This is a genomic window from Nocardia sp. NPDC004151, from assembly GCF_042874235.1.
GTDB lineage: Bacteria > Actinomycetota > Actinomycetes > Mycobacteriales > Mycobacteriaceae > Nocardia.
This window is the reverse complement of record NZ_JBIAMR010000020.1, coordinates 1-18,548: the sequence shown is the minus strand read 5'-3', so window position 1 is coordinate 18,548 and position 18,548 is coordinate 1. Positions and strand designations below refer to the sequence as shown.

19 protein-coding genes are annotated in these 18,548 nt (G+C 69.0%); 12 read left to right on the top strand and 7 right to left on the bottom strand.

Translation table 11 applies throughout. The features are described from left to right. Positions 1–33: 33 nt before the first annotated feature. The 3 genes from rpmI to ACFYTS_RS32295 all read left to right on the top strand — a co-directional run bounded on the left by rpmI (position 34) and on the right by ACFYTS_RS32295 (position 1,588). Positions 34–228, top strand: a complete 195-nt coding sequence (rpmI, locus tag ACFYTS_RS32305; protein ID WP_033090982.1) for a 50S ribosomal protein L35 — start codon at positions 34–36, stop codon at positions 226–228. Positions 229–297: 69 nt separating this feature from the next. After that, entirely contained in the window at positions 298–678 is a 381-nt protein-coding gene (gene rplT / locus ACFYTS_RS32300; protein ID WP_040807291.1) for a 50S ribosomal protein L20, read from the top strand. A 106-nt stretch (positions 679–784) separates the two neighbouring features. Beyond that, entirely contained in the window at positions 785–1,588 is an 804-nt protein-coding gene (locus ACFYTS_RS32295; protein ID WP_387309209.1) for a TrmH family RNA methyltransferase, read from the top strand. Positions 1,589–1,594: 6 nt separating this feature from the next. Here the strand turns inward: ACFYTS_RS32295 and ACFYTS_RS32290 are convergent, their stop codons facing one another. Next, complete coding sequence (locus tag ACFYTS_RS32290) at positions 1,595–2,167, bottom strand: TetR/AcrR family transcriptional regulator (RefSeq protein WP_357285957.1); 573 nt, start codon at positions 2,165–2,167, stop codon at positions 1,595–1,597. Positions 2,168–2,271: 104 nt separating this feature from the next. On the opposite strand from ACFYTS_RS32290, the gene ACFYTS_RS32285 reads away from it, so the two are divergent. Together ACFYTS_RS32285 and ACFYTS_RS32280 are read left to right on the top strand one after the other, a co-directional pair. Further along, on the top strand, positions 2,272–3,723 hold the full coding sequence (locus ACFYTS_RS32285) for an MFS transporter (protein WP_387309208.1): 1,452 nt from the start codon (positions 2,272–2,274) through the stop codon (positions 3,721–3,723). A 29-nt stretch (positions 3,724–3,752) separates the two neighbouring features. Next, positions 3,753–4,274, top strand: a complete 522-nt coding sequence (locus ACFYTS_RS32280; protein WP_387309207.1) for a hypothetical protein — start codon at positions 3,753–3,755, stop codon at positions 4,272–4,274. Here the strand turns inward: ACFYTS_RS32280 and lipB are convergent. Further along, a complete protein-coding gene (gene lipB, locus ACFYTS_RS32275) occupies positions 4,252–4,923 on the bottom strand; it encodes a lipoyl(octanoyl) transferase LipB (RefSeq protein ID WP_387309206.1) in 672 nt (223 codons plus the stop codon). The genes ACFYTS_RS32280 and lipB overlap by 23 nt on opposite strands. Positions 4,924–5,108: 185 nt before the next feature. On the opposite strand from lipB, the gene pheS reads away from it, so the two are divergent. The 3 genes from pheS (at position 5,109) to ACFYTS_RS32260 (ending at position 9,550) form a co-directional block, all read left to right on the top strand. Beyond that, entirely contained in the window at positions 5,109–6,167 is a 1,059-nt protein-coding gene (pheS, locus tag ACFYTS_RS32270) for a phenylalanine--tRNA ligase subunit alpha (protein WP_357285968.1), read from the top strand. A gap of 32 nt (positions 6,168–6,199) precedes the next feature. After that, positions 6,200–8,701 (top strand): phenylalanine--tRNA ligase subunit beta, encoded by a 2,502-nt coding sequence (pheT, locus tag ACFYTS_RS32265; RefSeq protein WP_387309205.1) that lies wholly within the window; start codon positions 6,200–6,202, stop codon positions 8,699–8,701. 63 nt (positions 8,702–8,764) lie between these two features. After that, on the top strand, positions 8,765–9,550 hold the full coding sequence (locus tag ACFYTS_RS32260; protein ID WP_357285973.1) for an alpha/beta hydrolase: 786 nt from the start codon (positions 8,765–8,767) through the stop codon (positions 9,548–9,550). On the opposite strand, the gene ACFYTS_RS32255 is transcribed toward ACFYTS_RS32260, so the two are convergent. Then, positions 9,537–10,709, bottom strand: coding sequence for a transcription termination factor Rho, short form (locus ACFYTS_RS32255; protein ID WP_387309204.1), 1,173 nt, complete (start codon positions 10,707–10,709; stop codon positions 9,537–9,539). The two genes, ACFYTS_RS32260 and ACFYTS_RS32255, sit on opposite strands and share 14 nt — an antisense overlap. A gap of 209 nt (positions 10,710–10,918) precedes the next feature. Between ACFYTS_RS32255 and ACFYTS_RS32250 the strand changes: the two genes are divergently transcribed. The 3 genes from ACFYTS_RS32250 (at position 10,919) to ACFYTS_RS32240 (ending at position 13,181) form a co-directional block, all read left to right on the top strand. Then, positions 10,919–11,428: a PspA/IM30 family protein gene (locus ACFYTS_RS32250; protein WP_387309203.1), complete on the top strand. Its 510-nt coding sequence runs from the start codon at positions 10,919–10,921 to the stop codon at positions 11,426–11,428. A gap of 32 nt (positions 11,429–11,460) precedes the next feature. Next, positions 11,461–12,492, top strand: a complete 1,032-nt coding sequence (locus tag ACFYTS_RS32245; protein WP_387309202.1) for a hypothetical protein — start codon at positions 11,461–11,463, stop codon at positions 12,490–12,492. Positions 12,493–12,740: 248 nt separating this feature from the next. Beyond that, a complete protein-coding gene (locus ACFYTS_RS32240; RefSeq protein ID WP_387309201.1) occupies positions 12,741–13,181 on the top strand; it encodes a hypothetical protein in 441 nt (146 codons plus the stop codon). Positions 13,182–13,492: 311 nt separating this feature from the next. Here the strand turns inward: ACFYTS_RS32240 and ACFYTS_RS32235 are convergent, their stop codons facing one another. The 4 genes from ACFYTS_RS32235 to ACFYTS_RS32220 all read right to left on the bottom strand — a co-directional run bounded on the left by ACFYTS_RS32235 (position 13,493) and on the right by ACFYTS_RS32220 (position 18,089). After that, positions 13,493–14,608, bottom strand: a complete 1,116-nt coding sequence (locus ACFYTS_RS32235) for a GlxA family transcriptional regulator (protein WP_387309200.1) — start codon at positions 14,606–14,608, stop codon at positions 13,493–13,495. A gap of 2 nt (positions 14,609–14,610) precedes the next feature. Continuing rightward, on the bottom strand, positions 14,611–15,489 hold the full coding sequence (locus ACFYTS_RS32230) for an alpha/beta fold hydrolase (protein WP_387309199.1): 879 nt from the start codon (positions 15,487–15,489) through the stop codon (positions 14,611–14,613). Between the two features lie 123 nt (positions 15,490–15,612). After that, positions 15,613–17,187: an FAD-dependent monooxygenase gene (locus tag ACFYTS_RS32225; RefSeq protein WP_387309198.1), complete on the bottom strand. Its 1,575-nt coding sequence runs from the start codon at positions 17,185–17,187 to the stop codon at positions 15,613–15,615. 29 nt (positions 17,188–17,216) lie between these two features. Continuing rightward, positions 17,217–18,089, bottom strand: coding sequence for an alpha/beta hydrolase (locus tag ACFYTS_RS32220; RefSeq protein ID WP_387309197.1), 873 nt, complete (start codon positions 18,087–18,089; stop codon positions 17,217–17,219). Positions 18,090–18,362: 273 nt separating this feature from the next. Here ACFYTS_RS32220 and ACFYTS_RS32215 point away from each other — a divergent pair. Continuing rightward, positions 18,363–18,548 (top strand): hypothetical protein (locus ACFYTS_RS32215; RefSeq protein WP_387309196.1); only part of this gene is annotated, 186 nt, incomplete at its 3' end.

Below are 18,548 nucleotides of genomic sequence, written 5' to 3'. Positions count from 1 at the left end.
GCGCGCCTCCGGCACGACAGAACTGAGGAATCCATGCCGAAGATGAAGAGCCACAGCGGCGCCTCGAAGCGATTCAAGGTGTCGGGCAGCGGCAAGCTGCTGCGTCAGCAGGCGAACCGTCGCCACCTGCTCGAGCACAAGCCGACCACCCGGACTCGTCGTCTGGACGGCGTGGAGGTCGTCGCCAAGGCCGACGTCGCTCGCGTCAAGAAGCTGCTCGCCAAGTAATTCGGCTGAGCCGACCGACCAACCTCCGGGTGCGATCGCCGCACCCCCTATTCGATCAAGGACTGAAAAGTGGCACGCGTCAAAAGGGCCGTCAACGCTCAGAAGAAGCGCCGTTCCGTTCTCGAGGCCTCCAAGGGCTACCGCGGTCAGCGGTCGCGCCTGTACCGCAAGGCCAAGGAACAGCAGCTGCACTCGCTCACCTACGCCTACCGGGACCGCCGGGCGCGGAAGGGTGACTTCCGTCAGCTGTGGATCACTCGTATCAACGCCGCCGCGCGTCTGAACGACATGACCTACAACCGCTTCATGCAGGGCCTCAAGGCCGCCGGCATCGAGGTGGACCGCAAGATCCTGGCCGAGCTCGCCGTCTCCGACGCCGAGGCCTTCGCCCAGCTGGTCGCCGCCGCCAAGGCTGCCCTGCCGGCCGACGTCAACGCCCCGGCCGCCTGATTCGGTCTGCGTGACAAAGCAATAGCCGAAACGACCCGCGGACGATGTTCCGCGGGTCGTTTCGTTTCTTCTCGTATCTCCGCATATCTCCGAGGGACAGGTGGCCGTGAGCGCTGATTCCATCGACTGGCGTAACTCCCGGATCGTGTCGGCGGTCAAGCTGCACCGCAGTCCGGTCCGCCGCAAAACCGGCCTGTTCCTGGCCGAGGGCGCGAATTCGGTCGAGGCGGCGCTGGACACCGGCCGGGTCGAGGAGCTGTTCTTCTCGGAGAAGGCCGCCGAACGCGAGCACGCGCTGGTCGCCGGGGCCGCCGCCCAAGGGGTGCGGACCACGATGGTGACCGACCGCGCCGCGGAGATGCTGGGGGAGACCGTGACTCCGCCGGGTCTGGTCGCGGTGTGCCGCCAGGTGGACGTGCCGCTGCGCGAGGTGCTCGACGCCGCCCCGCGCATGCTCGCGGTGCCCGTCGAGATCGCCGACCCGGGCAATGCGGGCACCTTGATCCGCGTGGCCGACGCCGTCGGCGCGGACGGCGTCGTGCTCGCCGGTGATTCGGTGGATCCGCACAATGGAAAATGCGTACGCGCCTGTGCCGGAAGCCTTTTCCACGTCCCCGTGGCCCGCTCCCGCGATATCGGCGCCACCCTGGACGCGCTGGAGGCGGCGGGCATCGCGATCCTGGCCACCAGCGCCAAGGGCGAGGTCGACCTGGACGACGCCGACGAGATCCTGCGCGGCCCGGTCGCGTGGCTGTTCGGCAACGAGGCGCACGGCCTGGACAAGGCCATCGCCGCCCGCGCCACCCACCGGATCCGGATTCCCATCCATGGCCGCGCGGAGAGCCTGAATCTGGCTGCCGCCGCGGCTATCTGCCTCTACTCGAGCTCGCGGGTGCAGCACCGCGCGTAGTCCCGCTCAGATGCCGTCGGCTTCCAGGTTCTCCATGATCTCCTCGGCCCAGGGCGCGGCGATCGGGTTCGGGCCGGTGAGTCCCATGGCTGTCATATTGGTGAGCAGCATGCCGGTGCCCATGAAGCGGCGGACCTCGTAGGCCGACGCCCCGGTGAGCTCTCGCGCCACCAGGTAGATATTGCCGAAGCGGGCACGGATGACGTCGCCGATGGCAGGGTCCGTTCCCGCCGCGGCGATCCCCTGGAGAAAAACCCGGGGCAGGTCGCCGTCGAGCAGGAAGTCGCCGAAGCGTTCGCCCATGGCGTCGAGTCGCTCCTTGGGGGTCGCGTCGGCGGGGGCCTGCGCGGCCCCCTCGCGGAAGAGTCCGTCGACGCGGTCGCAGACTCGTTCCAGCACCGCCAGGAACAGTTGCAACTTGGTGCCGAACAGCCGGATGACATACGGCTGCGAGACCCCCGCGCGGCGGGCGATCTCATCGGTTTTCGTTGCCGCGTAACCGGATTCGGCGAAGGCGGAGATGGCCGCGCGCAGCACTTCCTCGCTGCGTTCCTCGGCCGTCATCCGGGTCCTGGTCATGGTGGGTGCGCCTCCTCGTCGTCGGGAATCATCCCTCCCATTGACATGTTATCAGTCGATGCATACTTTCTAGTTATCAGTCGATTACAACAAGGGGATCGGACATGACTGAGACACTCGACACCTCCTCGCTCACCCGCACGGTGGCCGAACAGGCCCGGCAGCGCCCGCTCGCCGCCGTCCTCGCCGCCGTGGGCATTCCGATGTTCATGGTCACGCTCGACAACCTCGTGGTGACCAACGCGCTGCCGGTGATCCGCACCGAACTGCACGCCTCGCTCTCGGACCTGCAGTGGTTCGTGAGCGCGTACACCCTGGCCTTCGCCTCGCTGCTGCTCACCGCCGCCGCGCTGGGCGATCGGCTCGGCCGCCGGCGCGTCTACCTGGGCGGCATCGCGCTGTTCACGCTCGGATCGGCCGCGTGCGCGCTGGCCACCGAACCGTGGATGCTCATCGCCGCCCGCGCGGCCCAGGGCTTCGGCGGGGCGGCCGTCATGCCGCTGTCGCTGACGCTGCTGTCCGCGGCGGTGCCGGAGAAGATGCGCAGCGCCGCCATCGGCATCTGGGGCGGCATCTCCGGCCTGGGCATCGCGCTGGGCCCGGTGGTCGGCGGCGCGGTCGTCGACGGCCTGAACTGGCAGTGGATCTTCTGGCTGAACGTGCCGATCGGCCTGATCGCGGTGCCGCTGGTGGCCCGGGTGCTGAACGAATCCTTCGGTGGCGCACGGCGATTGGACCTGCTCGGCCTGCTGCTGTCGGCGGGCGGCGTGCTCGCGGTGGTGTGGGGCGTCATCCACGGTGCCGACGACGGCTGGACCTCGGCCAAGGTGCTGACCGGGCTGATCGGCGGCGCGATCGCGCTCACGGTGTTCGTGATCTGGGAGAGCCGGACCACTGATCCGATGCTGCCGCTGCGCCTGTTCCGTCAGCGCGGCTACGTCATCAACGTGGTGTCGTTCACCTTCTCGCTGGGCACCTTCGGCTCGATCTTCCTGCTGGCCCAGTACTTCCAGGTGGTGCAGGGATATTCGCCGCTCGCTTCCGGTGTGCGGACGCTGCCGTGGACCATGGCTCCGATGGTGGTGGCCCCGCTGGCCGGTCTGATCGTGGACCGGGTCGGCGCGCGGGTGCTGGTGTCGATCGGGCAGGCGCTGCTGGCGGTCGCGCTGCTGTGGATGGCCCTCACCACGAGCGTGGACGTGTCCTACAGCCACTTCGTGCTGCCGTTCGTCCTCGGCGGCGTGGGCATGGGCCTGACCTTCGCGCCCACGGCCACCGTCGTCATGGCCACGGCGTCACCGGCGGATCAGGGCATGGCCTCGGGCGCCAACAACACCATCCGCGAGGTCGGTGTGGCCATGGGTGTCGCGGTGCTGGCCTCGGTGTTCGCCTCGCACGGCTCCTACATGAGCCCGGCGGACTACGTCGACGGCCTGATCCCGGCGGTGAAGGTCGGCTCGGTCATCGTGGCGCTGGGCGCGTTCGTGGCGCTGCTGCTGCCCGGCCGTCGCACTGCTGCCGAAGCGGGTTCCGGCGCAACCGTTCTCGCGCACTGAGCCGGATCGAAATCCAAGGGAGACGCATCATGTTCGAGACCCTCCTGCTGCTGGCGATCCCGACCCTGATCCTGCGGCTGCTCGGCGCCGTCGGCGTGGCCCGCTTCGCGACCTGGCACTCCGCCGCCGCGCACGGCCTGGCGTTCATGCTCGTCACGACCGGCACCGCGCACTTCGTCCCCGACTCGGTGACGGTCATGCCGCATCACAGCGATCTGGTCGCCATGGTCCCGTCGTTCGTGCCGTTTCCCGACTTCACCGTCTACGCGACCGGCGTTCTGGAGTACCTGGGTGCGCTCGGGCTGATCCTGGTCCCGTTCCGCCGCCTCGCGGGTCTGGCCCTGGTCGTGCTGTTCGTCCTGCTGCTGCCCGCGAATATCCATGCGGCCGTGGACAATGTCTCCTTCAACGGCCAGGCGGCCACACCGTTGTGGTTCCGGATTCCCGAGCAGCTGGTCTACATCGCGGTGGCCCTGTTCGCCGCCCTGGGAACCGCGCCGATCGTGAACGCGATCCGGCGGGTCCCGGTCAGGGCAGGGGAGACGGGGTAGCGCTCGCCTCGAAGGCCCCGGCGATGGTCGCGACGACGCGCTCCATCGTCGGGGCTTCGTCGTCGTTCAGTTCCCTTTCCACCGAGGTCATGTCGACATCGGGCAGCCCGCAGGCGACGGCGAGCTTCCACGGCGACAGGTCGCCGGTGACATTGAGCGCGAAGCCGTGGGTGGAGACATTGCGTCCGACGCGCATGCCGATCGAGGTGATCTTGCGGCCGGTGTCGCGGGTCCAGACGCCGGTGAGCAGCTCCGAGCCGGGCGGGGTGACGCGGCGCTCGGCCGGGATGCCGAGTTCGGCCAGCGCCGCGACGAGGCGCAGTTCCACATCGCGGATCAGGTCCACGACGCCCTCGCCGGGCCGCAGCTTCACGATGAGATAGCCAACCAGCTGGCCGGGGGCGTGGTAGGTGAGCTGGCCGCCCCGGTTGGTGGTGAAGACCGGGATGTCGGTGTCGGGGGCCGGCAGGTGCTCCTCGGGGGTGCGGCGGCCGATGGTGAAGGTCTGTTCGTGGCTCAGCAGCCACAGCGTGTCGGGCCGCTGGTCGGCGACGCGCTCCTCCCACATCTGCTGCATGCGGTCCATCGCCGCCGAGTACTCGATGAGGCGGTCGGAGTCGTCGATCAAGGTCAGGGGCCGGGACTTCACGAGTCCATTGGTACCACCGTTGTGGTCACCACCACGCCGAAGGGTGGGCCCGAGCTGGGAAAATCCAGGTGAGGTGGGCTGATTACAAGGTTTACGATGCGACCAGCAAGAATGGGTGGGCAGTAACCATCAGCGATAAGACTTTCCGCCCGACCCGTAACCAGCCTGGGGAGTGACGAACCATCGTGGCCGATGACAACAGTGCCGAGCAGACCGCCGCGTTGAGCGAGGAGTCGCTCTCCGCCGCCGCGGAAGCCGCGGAGAAGGCGTTCGCCTCGGCCTCGACCCTGGACGAGCTGGCCACGGCCAAGACCGAGTACATGGGTGGCAAGTCGCCGATCTCGCTGGCGCAGCGGTCCCTGGGCACGCTGCCCAAGGAGGAGAAGGCCGACGCGGGCAAGCGGGTGAACGTGGCGCGCGGCCGGGTGTCGCAGGCCTACGAGACCCGCCAGGCCGAGCTGCTCGCCGAGCGCGACGCGGCGGTCCTGGTGGCGGAGACCATCGACGTGACCCTGCCCGCCGACCGGCGCGCCCCCGGCGCGCGGCACCCCATCTCGGTGCTGTCCGAGCGGGTCGCGGACGTGTTCGTGGCCATGGGCTGGGAGGTCGCCGAGGGCCCCGAGGTCGAGACCGAGCACTTCAACTTCGACGCCCTGAACTTCCTGCCCGACCATCCGGCCCGCACCATGCAGGACACCTTCCACATCGCGCCGGAGGGGTCGCGGCAGGTGCTGCGCACCCACACCTCGCCGGTTCAGGTGCGCACCATGCTGTCTCGCGAGCTGCCGATCTACGTGGTGTGCCCGGGCCGCACGTTCCGCACCGACGAGCTGGACGCCACCCACACCCCGGTGTTCTCGCAGATCGAGGGCCTGGCCATCGACAAGGGCCTGACCATGGCCCACCTCAAGGGCACCCTGGACGGTTTCGCGCGGGCGCTGTTCGGCCCGAACACCACCACCCGCATGCGGCCCAGCTTCTTCCCCTTCACCGAGCCGTCCGCCGAGGTGGACGTGTGGTTCGAGGACAAGAAGGGCGGCCCCGGCTGGGTCGAGTGGGGCGGCTGCGGCATGGTGAACCCGAAGGTGCTCATCGCCAGCGGCATCGACCCCGAGGTGTACAGCGGCTTCGCGTTCGGCATGGGCCTGGAGCGAACCCTGCAGTTCCGCAACGGCCTGCCGGACATGCGCGACATCGTCGAGGGCGATGTGCGGTTCACGCTGCCGTTCGGCATCCAGTCCTGACCTGACCCCGATACGAGGAAGCGAAACGTCAAGTGCGAGTAGCTCAGTCCTGGCTGACGGACATCCTGCAGCGGACCACCCCCGGGTGGTCGGTGACGGCCGAGGAGCTCGACGCGGGGTTCGTCCGGGTCGGTCTCGAGGTCGAAGAGGTCGACCATCTGGCGCCCATCGGCGGTGACATCGACAAGCCGCTGGTGGTCGGCCGGGTCGCCGAGATCACCGAGCTGACCGAGTTCAAGAAGCCGATCCGCTTCTGCAAGGTCGACGTCGGCAACGCCGAGCTGCAGGAGATCGTCTGCGGCGCACGGAACTTCGCCGTCGGCGACCTGGTCGTGGTGGTGCTGCCCGGCGGTGAGCTGCCCGGCGGATTCAAGATCTCGTCGCGGAAGACCTACGGCCACACCAGCAATGGCATGATCTGCTCGGTCGCCGAACTCGGCATCGGCAAGGACCACAGCGGCATCCTGGTACTCGAGCCCGGCACCGCCGAGCCCGGCGCGGACGCCAACGAGCTGCTGGGCCTGGGCGACACCATCATCGAGCTGGCCATCACCCCCGACCGCGGCTACGCGTTCTCCGCGCGCGGTCTGGCGCGTGAGCTGGCCTGCGGCTTCGACCTGGAGTACGGCGATCCGGCCGCGCGGCTGCTGCCGGACTCCGAGGTCGAGGCGTGGCCGGTGAAGATCGAACCCGCGTCGGGCTGTACGCGTTTCGCGGTGCGCCGCGTCACCGGCATCGACCCGAAGGCCGTGAGCCCGTGGTGGCTGCAGCGCCGCCTGCTGCTGTCGGGCGTGCGCCCGATCTCCCCGGCCGTGGACGTCACCAACTACGTGATGCTCGAACTCGGTCAGCCGCTGCACGCCTTCGACGCCGCCAAGGTGCGCGGCGGATTCGTGGTGCGCCGCGCCAACACCGGCGAGACCCTGCGCACCCTCGATGAGGCCGAGCGCACCCTCGACGCCGAGGACGTGGTGATCACCGACGAGTCCGGGGTCATCTCGCTGGCCGGCATCATGGGCGGCGCGAGCACCGAGGTGTCGGACACCTCCACCGACATCCTGCTCGAGGCCGCCACCTGGAACCCGGTGGCCGTGGCGCGCACCGCGCGCCGCCACAAGCTGGGCTCCGAGGCCAGCCGCCGTTTCGAGCGGATCGTGGACCCCGAGGTCAATATCGCCGCCCTCGATCGCGCCGCCACCCTGCTGGCCGAGATCGCCGGTGGCACCGTCGAATCCGTGCTGACCGACGTGCGCGTGCCCACCCCGGCCGCGGCCCCGATCACCATGGACATCGATCTGGCCGACCGCACCGCAGGCGTGCACTACGCGCCCGGCGCGGCCACCCGCCGCCTGCAGCAGGTCGGCTGCGCCATCGAGGTCGGCGTCAGCGAGGCCGGTCACCCGCAGCTGATCGTGACCCCGCCGTCTTGGCGACCAGACCTCACCCAGCCCGCCGACCTGGTGGAGGAGGTGCTGCGTCTGGAGGGGCTGGACCAGATCCCGTCGGTGCTGCCCACCGCCCCCGCCGGGCGCGGCCTCACCGCCGCTCAGCTGCGTCGCCGCGCCGTGAGCAAGGCGCTGGCGTTCGAGGGCTGCGTCGAGGTGCCCGCGCCGGTCTTCATGCAGGCCGGTGTCTTCGACACCTGGGGTCTGGACGCCGACGACCCGCGCCGCAACACGCTGCGGGTGCTGAACCCGCTCGACGTCGAGCGCGCGGAACTGTCGACCACGCTGCTGCCCGGTCTGCTGGAGATCGCGGCCCGCAATATCTCCCGCGGCCAGCGCGATCTCGCGATCTACGCGATCGGCCAGGTCACTCTGCCGACCGAGCGGACCGCGCCCGTCGGGCTGCTGCCCGTGGATCGCCGCCCGACCGACGACGAGATCCAGGTCCTGCTCGACTCGCTGCCCGAGCAGCCGATCCGCGTCGGCGCGGTCCTCACCGGCCGGCGCGAGCCGCGCGGACCGTGGGGCCCGGGCCGCCCGGTCGAGGCGTCGGACGCCTTCGCCCTGGTCGACGCGATCGCCCAGGCCGCCGGTCTGACCATCGAACGCCGTGCGGCGCAGTTCCTTCCGTGGCACCCGGGCCGTTGCGCCGAGCTGCTGGTGGACGGCGTCGTCGTCGGCCACGCGGGCGAACTGCACCCCGCCGTGCTGGAGCGCTCCGGTCTGCCGCCGCGCACCTGCGCCTTCCAGCTCGACCTCGACGCCCTGCCGCTGCGCGAGATCCGGCCCGCCCCGGTGGTTTCCGCGTTCCCCGCGGTGCTGCAGGACGTCTCGGTCAGCGTCGACAAGGCCGTCCCCGCCGTGACGGTGGAGAACGCGCTGCGCACCGGCGCCGGCGAACTGCTCGAGGACATCTCCCTGTTCGACGTCTACGAGGGCGCGCAGGCGGGTGAGGGCCGCAAATCCCTGACCTACGCCCTGCGCTTCCGGGCCACCGACCGCACCCTCACCGAGGACGAGGCCAGCGCCGCCCGCGACGCGGCCGTCGCCCGCGCCTCGGACACTGTGGGCGCGGTCCTGCGCGGCTGATCCGAGGCCACCGCGAAGGGCCCCGATCCTGATGGATCGGGGCCCTTTCGGTATGAATGAACCATGTGGCATCCGGCGACGCCCGTCCTCAACGCCCTCAGCTATCAACCGGGCGAGCGCGGCATCATGGAGACTCCCGAAACGTATGGGTTCGCCTATGCGGACCTGTACTTGCGTACCTCCGACGGGGAGACCGTCAACGCGTGGTTCGTGCCGGCGGTGGGGGAACCGGTGGGGCACATCCTGTTCGCGCACGGCAATGGTGGGAACATCGGGGACCGATCACCGATGCTGGGCATGCTGGCGTCGGCCGGATTCGATGTGATGACGTTCGATTACCGGGGGTACGGGCGCAGTACCGGGCGGCCGGGCGAGAGCGGGACGTATCAGGATGTGCGGGCCGCGCGGGAGGCGTTGCTGGCGCAGCCCGGGGTGGATGCCGAGCGGGTCGTGTATCTCGGCAAGTCGCTCGGCGGGGGAGTGATGCTGGAGTTGGCGAACGCTGTGCCGCCCGCGGCGTTGCTGCTCATGTCGACGTTCACGAGCATGCGGGACGCGGCGACGGCGGTGTATCCGTTCCTGCCGAAGATCTTCGTGCCCAACGCGTATCCGAGTCTGCGGCGGATTCGGCGGTTGAGCTGCCCGGTCCTGATCATGCACGGGGACGCGGATGAGCTGTTGCCCGTGCGGATGGGGCGGGAGTTGTTCGCGGCGGCGCCGGAGCCCAAGGAGCTGGTGATCTATCCGGGCGGGCTGCACAACAATCTGATCGGATTCCCCGGCTGGGCCGAGCGGGTCGCGTCCTGGGCGGCGGGCGTACTACCGCCCAAGCGGCTCATTTCCGGCTGATATTGGCGAGGAACTCGGCATTGCCGCCGGTCTTGCGCAGGCCGTCGAGGAGCAGCTCGAGGGCGCGCTGATCGTCCAGATCGGCGAGGGTGCGGCGCAGGGTGGCGATGGCCTGGCGTTCGGCCGGGTCGAGCAGCAGATCGTCGCGGCGGGTGCTGGACTTGGCGATGTCCACCGCCGGGAAGACGTGGCGGCCGGCCAGGGCGCGGTCCAGTTTGAGCTCGGCGTTGCCGGTGCCCTTGTACTCCTCGAAGATGACGGTGTCGGCGAGCGAACCGGTTTCGACGAGCGCGCTGGCCACGATGGTCAGCGAACCGCCGTGCTCGATATTGCGGGCCGCGCCCAGGAACCGCTTGGGCGGCAGCAGCGCGGTGGAATCCACACCGCCGGAGAGGATTCGGCCCGAGGCCGGTCCGGAGGTGTTGTAGGCGCGGGCCAGCCGGGTGAGCGAGTCGAGCAGCACGACGACGTCGCGGCCCTCCTCGACCAGGCGCTGCGCCCGTTCGACGGCCAGTTCGGCCAGGGCGGTCTGCTCGGCGGGGGAGTGGTCGAAGGTGGCGGCGACCACCTCGGCGGGGACGCCGCGGGACAGGTCGGTGACCTCCTCGGGGCGCTCGCCGACCAGCACCAGCATCAGGTGGGCCTCGGGGTGATTGACGGCGATGCCGTGCGCGATCGACTGCAGCACAGAGGTTTTGCCCGCCTTGGGCGGTGCGACGATCAGCGCGCGCTGGCCCTTGCCGATCGGCATGATCAGGTCGGTGACGCGGGTGGTGAGCTGGTTCGGCCGGGTTTCCAGGCGCAGCCGCTCGTTCGGGTGGATGGGGGTCAGTTCCCGGAAGTGCGGTCGCGCGGCCGCCTCGGCGGCCGGTCGGCCGTTGACGGTGTCGACGCGCACGAGCGGAGCTTGCTTGCCGCCCTTGGGATTCGGTTGCGCGAGTCCGGCGACCAGGTCGCCGCGGCGCAGTCCGTGCGTGCGGATCAGGCGGGCCGGGACGTGGATGTCGTTCGGGCCGGGCAGGTAGCCGTCGCGGCGCAGGACGCCGGTCTGACCGTGCATATCCAGAATTCCCGTTGTTGGAGTGAGTGTTTCGATGTGGTCGAGGGCCGGGGTCGGATCGGTGGATACGACCGGGGGCCGGATTTCGGTGGTTGTCATGGTGTTTCTCCTTGCTGTGGCCGGATACGGCCGAGGGGCGGTGGGAGACCGCGGATGAATGCCGAGGGATCACCGCATGGGGCGGGATCTGCTCGGTGAGGAAGGAAATCGCGGTGGGAGGGACTCTGCGTCGACCTGCGTCCACGGGATCGCGACGCCACCACGGTACGTCACCCCGCGCTGCGCGGTCAATGCGTAGCCTGGAACCCATGAGCGATGCCCAGGAACTCGCGGCGTTGTTGGCGCAGCTGCCGGACGCCGAACTCGCGGCCGTGGTCGCCGCCGCCACCGAGGGCCGGGCCGGTCTGGCCGCCCTGCACGCGGTGGCGCGGTCCCTGACCGATACTCTCGGTCATGCGCCGGATGTCATCGATGTGACTCCTGACACCCTGCCGGTGGAAAGCTATTCACAGTCTGAGACGGTCGGGGGATCCGGGCAGGTCGGAGCGGGTCCGGTGGCGACCGGGATACCGGTACCGCCTGCGGGTATCCCCACCGGGCCCGCGGTGGGCGGCTATACCTCCGCCGGCGTCCCTACTTTCGAGTCAGTTCGCGATAAGGTCGAGCAGCGCTACGGGACTTCGCAGGGGATGGGCGAGCTCGATCGGCAGACACCAGTGGGCCGTAGCGTAGAGGAACAGTGGGATGCGCGCGCCAAGGCCGCGCGGGAACGCCTGGATCAAATTCGAAAATCGATGCACGGCAACGATTCCGAGTAGGTCCGGCGTTCCGTCTAAGATTGGGTGGAACTTTGACCGAGCCTCGTGAAATCGCCGAGAAGCTGCTGGATCTGCAGGTCGACTTCATTGTCGCCGAGGTCAGCGGCGACCGCTTCGCGGAAGTGATCGCCCGCGACGTGAAAGACGTGATCGGCGTCGCCGACACCATCATCTTCCGCGACGTGGTCGAGATCGATCAGGCCAAGCAGACCGTCGCCAATGTCATCGACCTCATCGGCGGCAGCCCGGTGCTGGGCGAGATGGTCGGCACGCTGGCCGACACGCTCTACGAGGACATCGCCGGGAACACCGAGTACACCCTCGGTGACGTGGTCGACCGCGAACCGGTCGAACAGCTGCTGGAGAAGCTCTTCGGCATGCACCAGGCCCAGGAGCGGATCCTGGAACGCCTCACCGAGAGCCCCCTGATCGCGACCGTGGCCGCCAAGTTCGTGGACAAGCTGGTCGACGATCTCATGGAGACCAACAAGCAGATGGCCTCGAAGATTCCCGGGGTCGGCTCGCTGGTGTCGATGGGCACCAATGCCGCCAAGACCGCGCGCAAGGCGGCGGAGAAGGCCGGTGGCACCTTCATCGGCGAAATGGCCGGGAAGGGAGCGCAATTCGCGCTCAAGCGGACCAATAACGCCATCCGCGAGATGCTGCGCGACGCGCCCGTGCACGACGCCGCCATGGAGTTCTGGGACCTGCACGCCGGGGAACCGGTCAGCGGCCTGCGCGAGTACCTGTCGCAGCAGGACCTGAAGGATCTGGCGCTGATCATCCACCGGATCGCGGTGACCACCCGCAACAAGGAATACGTCGGCGTGCTGGTGGACCAGGGCGTCGAGGTGTTCTTCGAGAAGTACGGCGACCACACCCTGGCCGCCATGCTGCCCGAGCTGGGCCTGTCCGAGGCGATCATCGCCGAGGAGATCCTGCGCTACGGCCCGGCCGTGGTGGAGGCCGCCAAGCGGAACGGCTTGCTGGCCAAGCTGATCCGCGAGCGGCTGGAGCCGTTCTTCCTGTCCGAGCCGGTGCTGGCGGTGCTCGCCGGGAACTGACGGCCGGTACCTGTCACAGGGCCGCGCGCGGAATCCGCGTGCGGCCCTGTGTCGTTCCTGCGGGGGCGGTGTTCGCCAGTCTCTGGAGGGTGGTGCTCGTCATTCCCTGGGGGGCTGTGTGCGTCATTCCCTGGAGGGCTGTGTTCATCATTCCCTGGAGGGCTGTGTTCATCATTCCCTGGAGGGCTGTGTGCGTCATTCCCTGGAGGGAATCGCGCACCGCATCGATTCCTCGCAGACTCATGGTCATGACGAACAGCAACGAGACCGCCATCGACATCAATGACCTCACCGATCGCTACATCGCGCAGTGGAACGAGCCCGACCCGCAGGTGCGCCGCAAGCTCATCGCCGACCTGTGGGCCGAGGACGGCGCGCAGATCCTCGTCGATCCGCCCGAGGACCTGCGCAACGCGGCCGCCGAGCTGAACTTCCCGATCCCGGCCCTCGAGGTCCGCGGCCACCACGCCCTGGAACGTCGCGTGGAGCGCGCCTACGACATGTTCATCGGCACCGGCCACCGTTTCGTGCAGCGCGGGGAGGCGACGGCGCTGCTGAACCATGTCGTCGCCGTCACCTGGTCCATGGTGACCGAGGACGGCGCCGTGGTCGGCGGCGGCCTGGACGTGCTGGCGCTCGACGAGCACGGCCGCATCCGCACCGACCACCAGCACATCGCAATCGCCTGACGGCGTGGATGAAAACTGTTGTGCGACCGGCGATATCGCCCGGCGGTGGACCCCTCATCGGGTCCACCGGCGCGACCCGGGCCTGTCTTTCGGCACGCCTCACGGACTACGGCGACCCGAGGTGCCCGCGTTCGTGGCGTCCCCTGGCAGACACCCGATATCGCCGTCCGGGAGCGGTTCTGGTCGACCGAGGTCGCGCCCGCCGATACCGAGCGCCGTCCCATCCGGGTGCGCTCACCCGAGACCGGCGAATGGGTGAGCATGCACGTCCAGCTCTTCGAATTCGAACTGCCGCAGCGGCCGTGGTGGATCTACTCGCTGGTGCCGGTCGACCGAGCCGGGCCCAGGGCGAAATGCTGGCGGTAGCGTTCGGGCGTGGTGGCCAGGCGGCGGGTGAACACCCGGTGCAGTGTCTCCCCGTGGCGGTAGCCGACCTGCCGGGCGATCGCGGCGATCGTCAGTTCGGTGGACTCCAGGAGTCGGCGGGCCGCCTCCACCCGCAGGTCCTCCACGAATGCTGCGGGCGTGCAGCCGGTTTCGGCGCGGAAGGCGCGGGCGAAATGACGTTCGCTCATACCCGCGCGGGCGGCCAGCCCGCTCACCGTGAGCTCGTCGCCGAGGTGGTCGGGCAGCCACTGCTGTACGGCCCGGATGGCGGGCGTGCGGGCGGGCTGACTGCGCAACTGGGCGCTGAACTGGGCCTGACCGCCGGGACGGCGGGTGAACACCACGTACACCCGCGCGATCATGGCGGCCGTCTCGCGACCGTGGTCGTCCTCGACCAGGGCCAGCGCCAGATCGACGCCCGCGGACATGCCCGCGGAGGTCCAGCGATTGCGGTCGCGGACGTAGATGCGGTCCGGTTCGACGGTGACCCGCGGATAGCGCTGGGCGAGTAGAGCGGTCGAACCCCAGTGAGTGGTGGCCCGGTAGCCGTCGAGCAGACCCGCGGCGGCCAGCAGCAGCGCGCCCGCGCACACCGACGTCACCCGGCGAGCCTTCCGGGCGAGGGTGGGGAGAGCGGGGACCACCGCCGCCGCCCCTGGACCGTGGACATCGCCGCCCACCACGATGAGGGTGTCGAAGTCGTCCCCGGCGGCGATGTCCTCGAGCGAATGCGCGACCGAGAGGGTCAGTCCGCCATCGGCTTCGATGGGCAGTCCGCCCGGCGAAGCCGTCAGCAGCCGATACGGCAGTGCGGGGGAGTCGCCGCCGGAGGTGTCCCCGGTCTCGCCGAGAGTGCCGGCCGGACCACGCAATTCCGGTGGCAGCCGATCCGGAGGCGTCTCGACGATGGTGTTGAGGAGCGCGAACACATCGAGCGGTCCCGCCAGTTCGGAGATCTGCATGCCTTGGAAGACGACGAAGACGATGGTGCGAGGCGCGGGCACCTCCCGATCATCGCAGTCGGCGCGCGCGGCTGTCACGGTCAGTTGCTGACCGATCCGGCCGGATCGCGGGTGGTGTGGCGGTCCAGGAACGGAATCATCAGCGCGGCCACCCGTTCGGGGAACTGGGCGTGCGGATAGTGGCCGCCTCGATCGACCAGGACGAACTGGCCGAGCCTGGTCGGCAGGCCCGCCACGATCGCGCGGGCCTCGTCCTCGGGGTGGGGGAAGTCCGGATCGTCCACGCCCATGATCACCAGTGCGGGACAGCGGACCTCGGGCAGCCGGGCCTCGGCGTCGGCGGGGGTGGTCTTGCCGGTCTTCATGAATTCCGCCCAGCGGCCGGGGCGTTCCAAGAGGGTCCGCAGTTCGGCGAGGTAGTCGTCGTGATCGGCGGGCGCGGTCGGGTAGGCCACGCCGTCGAGGTACCGGAACCACAGCCGGGGCGACTTCAACAGCTGGGTGCCCACCAGCTCCAGCAAGCCGCGGCGGTGACGGCGATCCGACCACAGCGCCCCGAAGTCCACACTCTGGGTGAGCGTGAAGGGGTTGATCTCGACGATCGCCGATACCAGCTCCGGCGCCTCGGCCGCCGCGATGGTGGCCGAGCCACCCGACAGCGAATGCCCGACGATCACCGCCGGACCCCCGAAATGCCGGATGACTCCGAGCAGGTCGAGGGCCACGTCGGTGCGGCTGATGGCGGCCTTGCCGGTCACCGACGGCCAGTCCACGCTGGACTCGCCGTGCCCGCGCATATCGACGTTGACCACGCGGTACCCGGCGGCGGCCAGCGGGGCGACCAGATGACGGAAATCCCGCCGCCAGGTCCCCATCCCGTGCGACAACACCACCAACGGGCCGTCACCGGTCACGTCACACGCGATCCGCCCGTGCTCGAGCTCTACATACTCGGTCATTTCCCGGTCCTTCCCAGCGATTTCGCTCCGATGCCGCGATGGGCGGCATGCAGGAATTGAACGCCGGAAGCGGGGTTCGGCAGACGGCTCGGGCAGGGCGGATCAGTGGTGTGGCCGATCCGGTCAGTCGCTGACCGCCCCGACCCGCACCTCGGTCTTCGCCGTTTCGGCGGCGCCGAACCAGGTGGTGAGCGCGTCCCGCAGCGCCGGCTCCGCCGTGTCCCCGGGTTCGTCGACCGTTGCGGCCCAGGCGATGTGGGCGTCCGGGCGGATCAGCAGGGCGTCGCCGGGACGGTCGTCGGTGGCGGCGACCCGGAGGTCGACACGGCCGGCCCGCTCCTCGGCGATGGCGCGAAGGTCCGGGCGGTCGGCCAGGACGAGCAGAACCGGGCGGGCCGTCCGCAGGAGTTCGGCGACGCGGGTGTCTCCCGCGTCGGTGCGCAGCGGCAGATCCGGGACGACGGTGCCGGTCACGGGGTGCTGGTTGGGGTTCGGCAGCGGGTAGCGCAGCTCGGTGCCCGCGATGAGAGCTCCGACCCGGCGCAGGGCGGGCTCGTCGGTGAGGAGTTCCTGGAACAGTTCCCGCAGCGCCAGCGCCGCCGGATCGTCACCGCGCCGCAAGGCCACCTGAGCCTGGGTCTGCATCATGATGCGGGTGCCGGCGAAGTACCGCTCCGTGTGATAGCTGTCCAGCAGTCCCTCCGGCGCCCGCCCGTGCAGGTCGGCGGCCAGTTTCCAGGCCAGGTTGATCGCGTCGAGCATGCCCGCGTTGAGGCCGACACCGGTCATGGGAAAGGCGTGCGCGGCATCACCGGCAATGAAAACCCTTCCGGCCCGGTACCGTTCGGCCTGGCGGGCCTGGAACTGGTAACGGGACAGGCGGATCGGGTCTCCCAGTGGAAGGTCGACGCCGAGGACGCGGCGGATGCTGTCCTGCAGTTCGGTGAGGGTCAGCGGCTCGTTGTCATCGGTGTCGTCGATGGTGTCCTCGGTGGTCTGGATCGCCATCGTGCCCGGGGCGAGCGACCCCATCGCGAACACGCCGTGCTCGGTGCGGGTGAAACCGGCCGCGACGGTGCCGAACCCGGGGACGTCGAGGTCCCCGTTCTCCCGCTGCGTCACCGAATCCGGCACGCTCACCTGCCCCAGCCGGTTGACTTCCGGATAGGTGGAGCCCGGGAAGTCGACTCCCACCAGGTCGCGCACGCGGCTGCGCGAACCGTCGCAGGCCACCACATAGCGCGCGGTGAGCCGGTAGTCGCCGTCCGGGCCGCGCACGTCCACGGTGACCGTGGCGTCGTCCTGTTCGAGGGCGGTCACCTCGTGGCCCCGGCGCACTTCCGCGCCGAGCTCGGACGACCAATCATCCAGCAGCTGTTCGAGTTTCTGCTGCGGCAGGTGCATCGCCTGCAGCGGCGAATCGACCAAGGGGCTGAAGTCCACGTGCAATCCGCCGAACGGAATCGCCGCCGTGGGACCGGCATCCACGCCGATCTCGCCGAGCCGCTCGGTCAGCCCCCGATAGTCCAGCAAGCGCAGGATCTGCCCACCCAGACCATTGGCCTTCGGAACGGTCCGCAGCTGCGGCTGCCGTTCCAGCACAATCGGCCGCACCCCGGCCAGCCGCAGTTCGGCGGCCAACATCAGACCCGTCGGGCCCGCACCCACGATGATCACGTCGGCATCGGTACTACGCACTCGCATTACTCCGTTTCCGTGGGTTTTCGCTACGGCGAGCGATTCTGCGGCATCACAGGGGTCTTGTGGCAAGCCCCGGGGTGCGATATACGTTGAAGAGGGAAGTGGTTCGACCCACCCCCCACTCCGTCCGTCCGCCATCGCCGGGCGGTTTTTTCGTTTACCGGCCCAGGTGGTGTCGCAGGAACGCGGCCGCGAAATCGGGCTGCGTCTTGGACATCTGGTTGTGCCGACCGGGTGTGGCCAGCAGCGTCTTGTCCTCCGAGGCGAAGGCCTCGAACAAGTCGAAAACTGGGTCGGCGATCGATTTCCTCGTCGTTCCAGGCGACTTGGAACGTGAGCGGGACGGTGAACTTGCAGGCGATGTGGAACAGCGCGTCGAAGACGAAGACGCTGTTGAACGTCGCGGCCTGGATCCGGGGTTCGACCGCGGTGAGCCACATCCCGATGACGGTGCCCAAGGTGATGCCGCCATAACCGATCGGCGCGTCCGGGCCGATCTCCGGCAGTGCCTGGAGTGCGTTCAGGGTGGCCTGCCACTCCGGCACGGCCCGCTCCGCCAGCGACGTGTTGTAGTCGGCGATCATCGAATCCATCGGTTCGCCGGCCGCCCGCGCCACGTGCAGCGCCTCGGCCCACCGCTGATCCTCCGCGTTGCGCGGCCGGTCGCCATGCCCGGGAGCATCGATAGCGGCGACCCGGTAGCCGCTCTCCGTTGCGAAATGGCGCGCCATGGTCACCAGGTTCGGCGCCTTCTTGTGCATGCCGCCGCTGTGACCCAACAGGATCAGCGGCGCGCCCTCGGAATGGGATTCGGGGGACCACATCACACCGGTGATCTCGCCCAACTGGAATTCACGTTCTACGACACCGCTCACCGATGTCCGCGCAATGAAATGCATGATGTTCTGCCTCTCGGGAATGCCTTGCTACACAAGCGCTCCCGGCGACAGCTACTGCGTACGCCCGACCGCGACCACGATGGGGAGCACCCACATGGAATCAGCGTTCATGGGTCTCACCTCCTTGCGTGGTGTCACGGTCGCGAGAACCGTACCAACCGGCATGGGGAGTGGCAAGCAATTGGTTGGGGATGGGCTTCTCTGTCTCTGAAAAGCCCTGTATCACAATTTAATTCGCCTATCTGAGTCACTCTATCGCGGTAGAATTGGGGCATGGATTCGAATGGGGTGACACTCGACGACTGCGGTATCGCTGAACTGGCGGCCGCGGTGGCGACTCTGACCGAGTCCATTCAGGGCGGGGAGATGACAGGGTTCTCCGACGAGGATGTTGTGTCGTTGATGCGGCAGGTTGAAGGCTGCAAGCGTCAACTCGCGGCGTTGGATACGTGTCTGATC

Bases quoted from the DNA above. Each gene is read 5' to 3' on its own strand.
- rpmI (WP_033090982.1), top strand. From the start codon at position 34: ATGCCGAAGATGAAGAGCCACAGCGGCGCCTCGAAGCGATTCAAGGTG.
- ACFYTS_RS32290 (WP_357285957.1), bottom strand. From the start codon at position 2,167: ATGACCAGGACCCGGATGACGGCCGAGGAACGCAGCGAGGAAGTGCTG.
- ACFYTS_RS32285 (WP_387309208.1), top strand. From the start codon at position 2,272: ATGACTGAGACACTCGACACCTCCTCGCTCACCCGCACGGTGGCCGAA.
- ACFYTS_RS32280 (WP_387309207.1), top strand. From the start codon at position 3,753: ATGTTCGAGACCCTCCTGCTGCTGGCGATCCCGACCCTGATCCTGCGG.
- ACFYTS_RS32260 (WP_357285973.1), top strand. From the start codon at position 8,765: ATGTGGCATCCGGCGACGCCCGTCCTCAACGCCCTCAGCTATCAACCG.
- ACFYTS_RS32255 (WP_387309204.1), bottom strand. From the start codon at position 10,709: ATGACAACCACCGAAATCCGGCCCCCGGTCGTATCCACCGATCCGACC.
- ACFYTS_RS32250 (WP_387309203.1), top strand. From the start codon at position 10,919: ATGAGCGATGCCCAGGAACTCGCGGCGTTGTTGGCGCAGCTGCCGGAC.
- ACFYTS_RS32240 (WP_387309201.1), top strand. From the start codon at position 12,741: ATGACGAACAGCAACGAGACCGCCATCGACATCAATGACCTCACCGAT.
- ACFYTS_RS32230 (WP_387309199.1), bottom strand. From the start codon at position 15,489: ATGACCGAGTATGTAGAGCTCGAGCACGGGCGGATCGCGTGTGACGTG.
- ACFYTS_RS32220 (WP_387309197.1), bottom strand. From the start codon at position 18,089: ATGCATTTCATTGCGCGGACATCGGTGAGCGGTGTCGTAGAACGTGAA.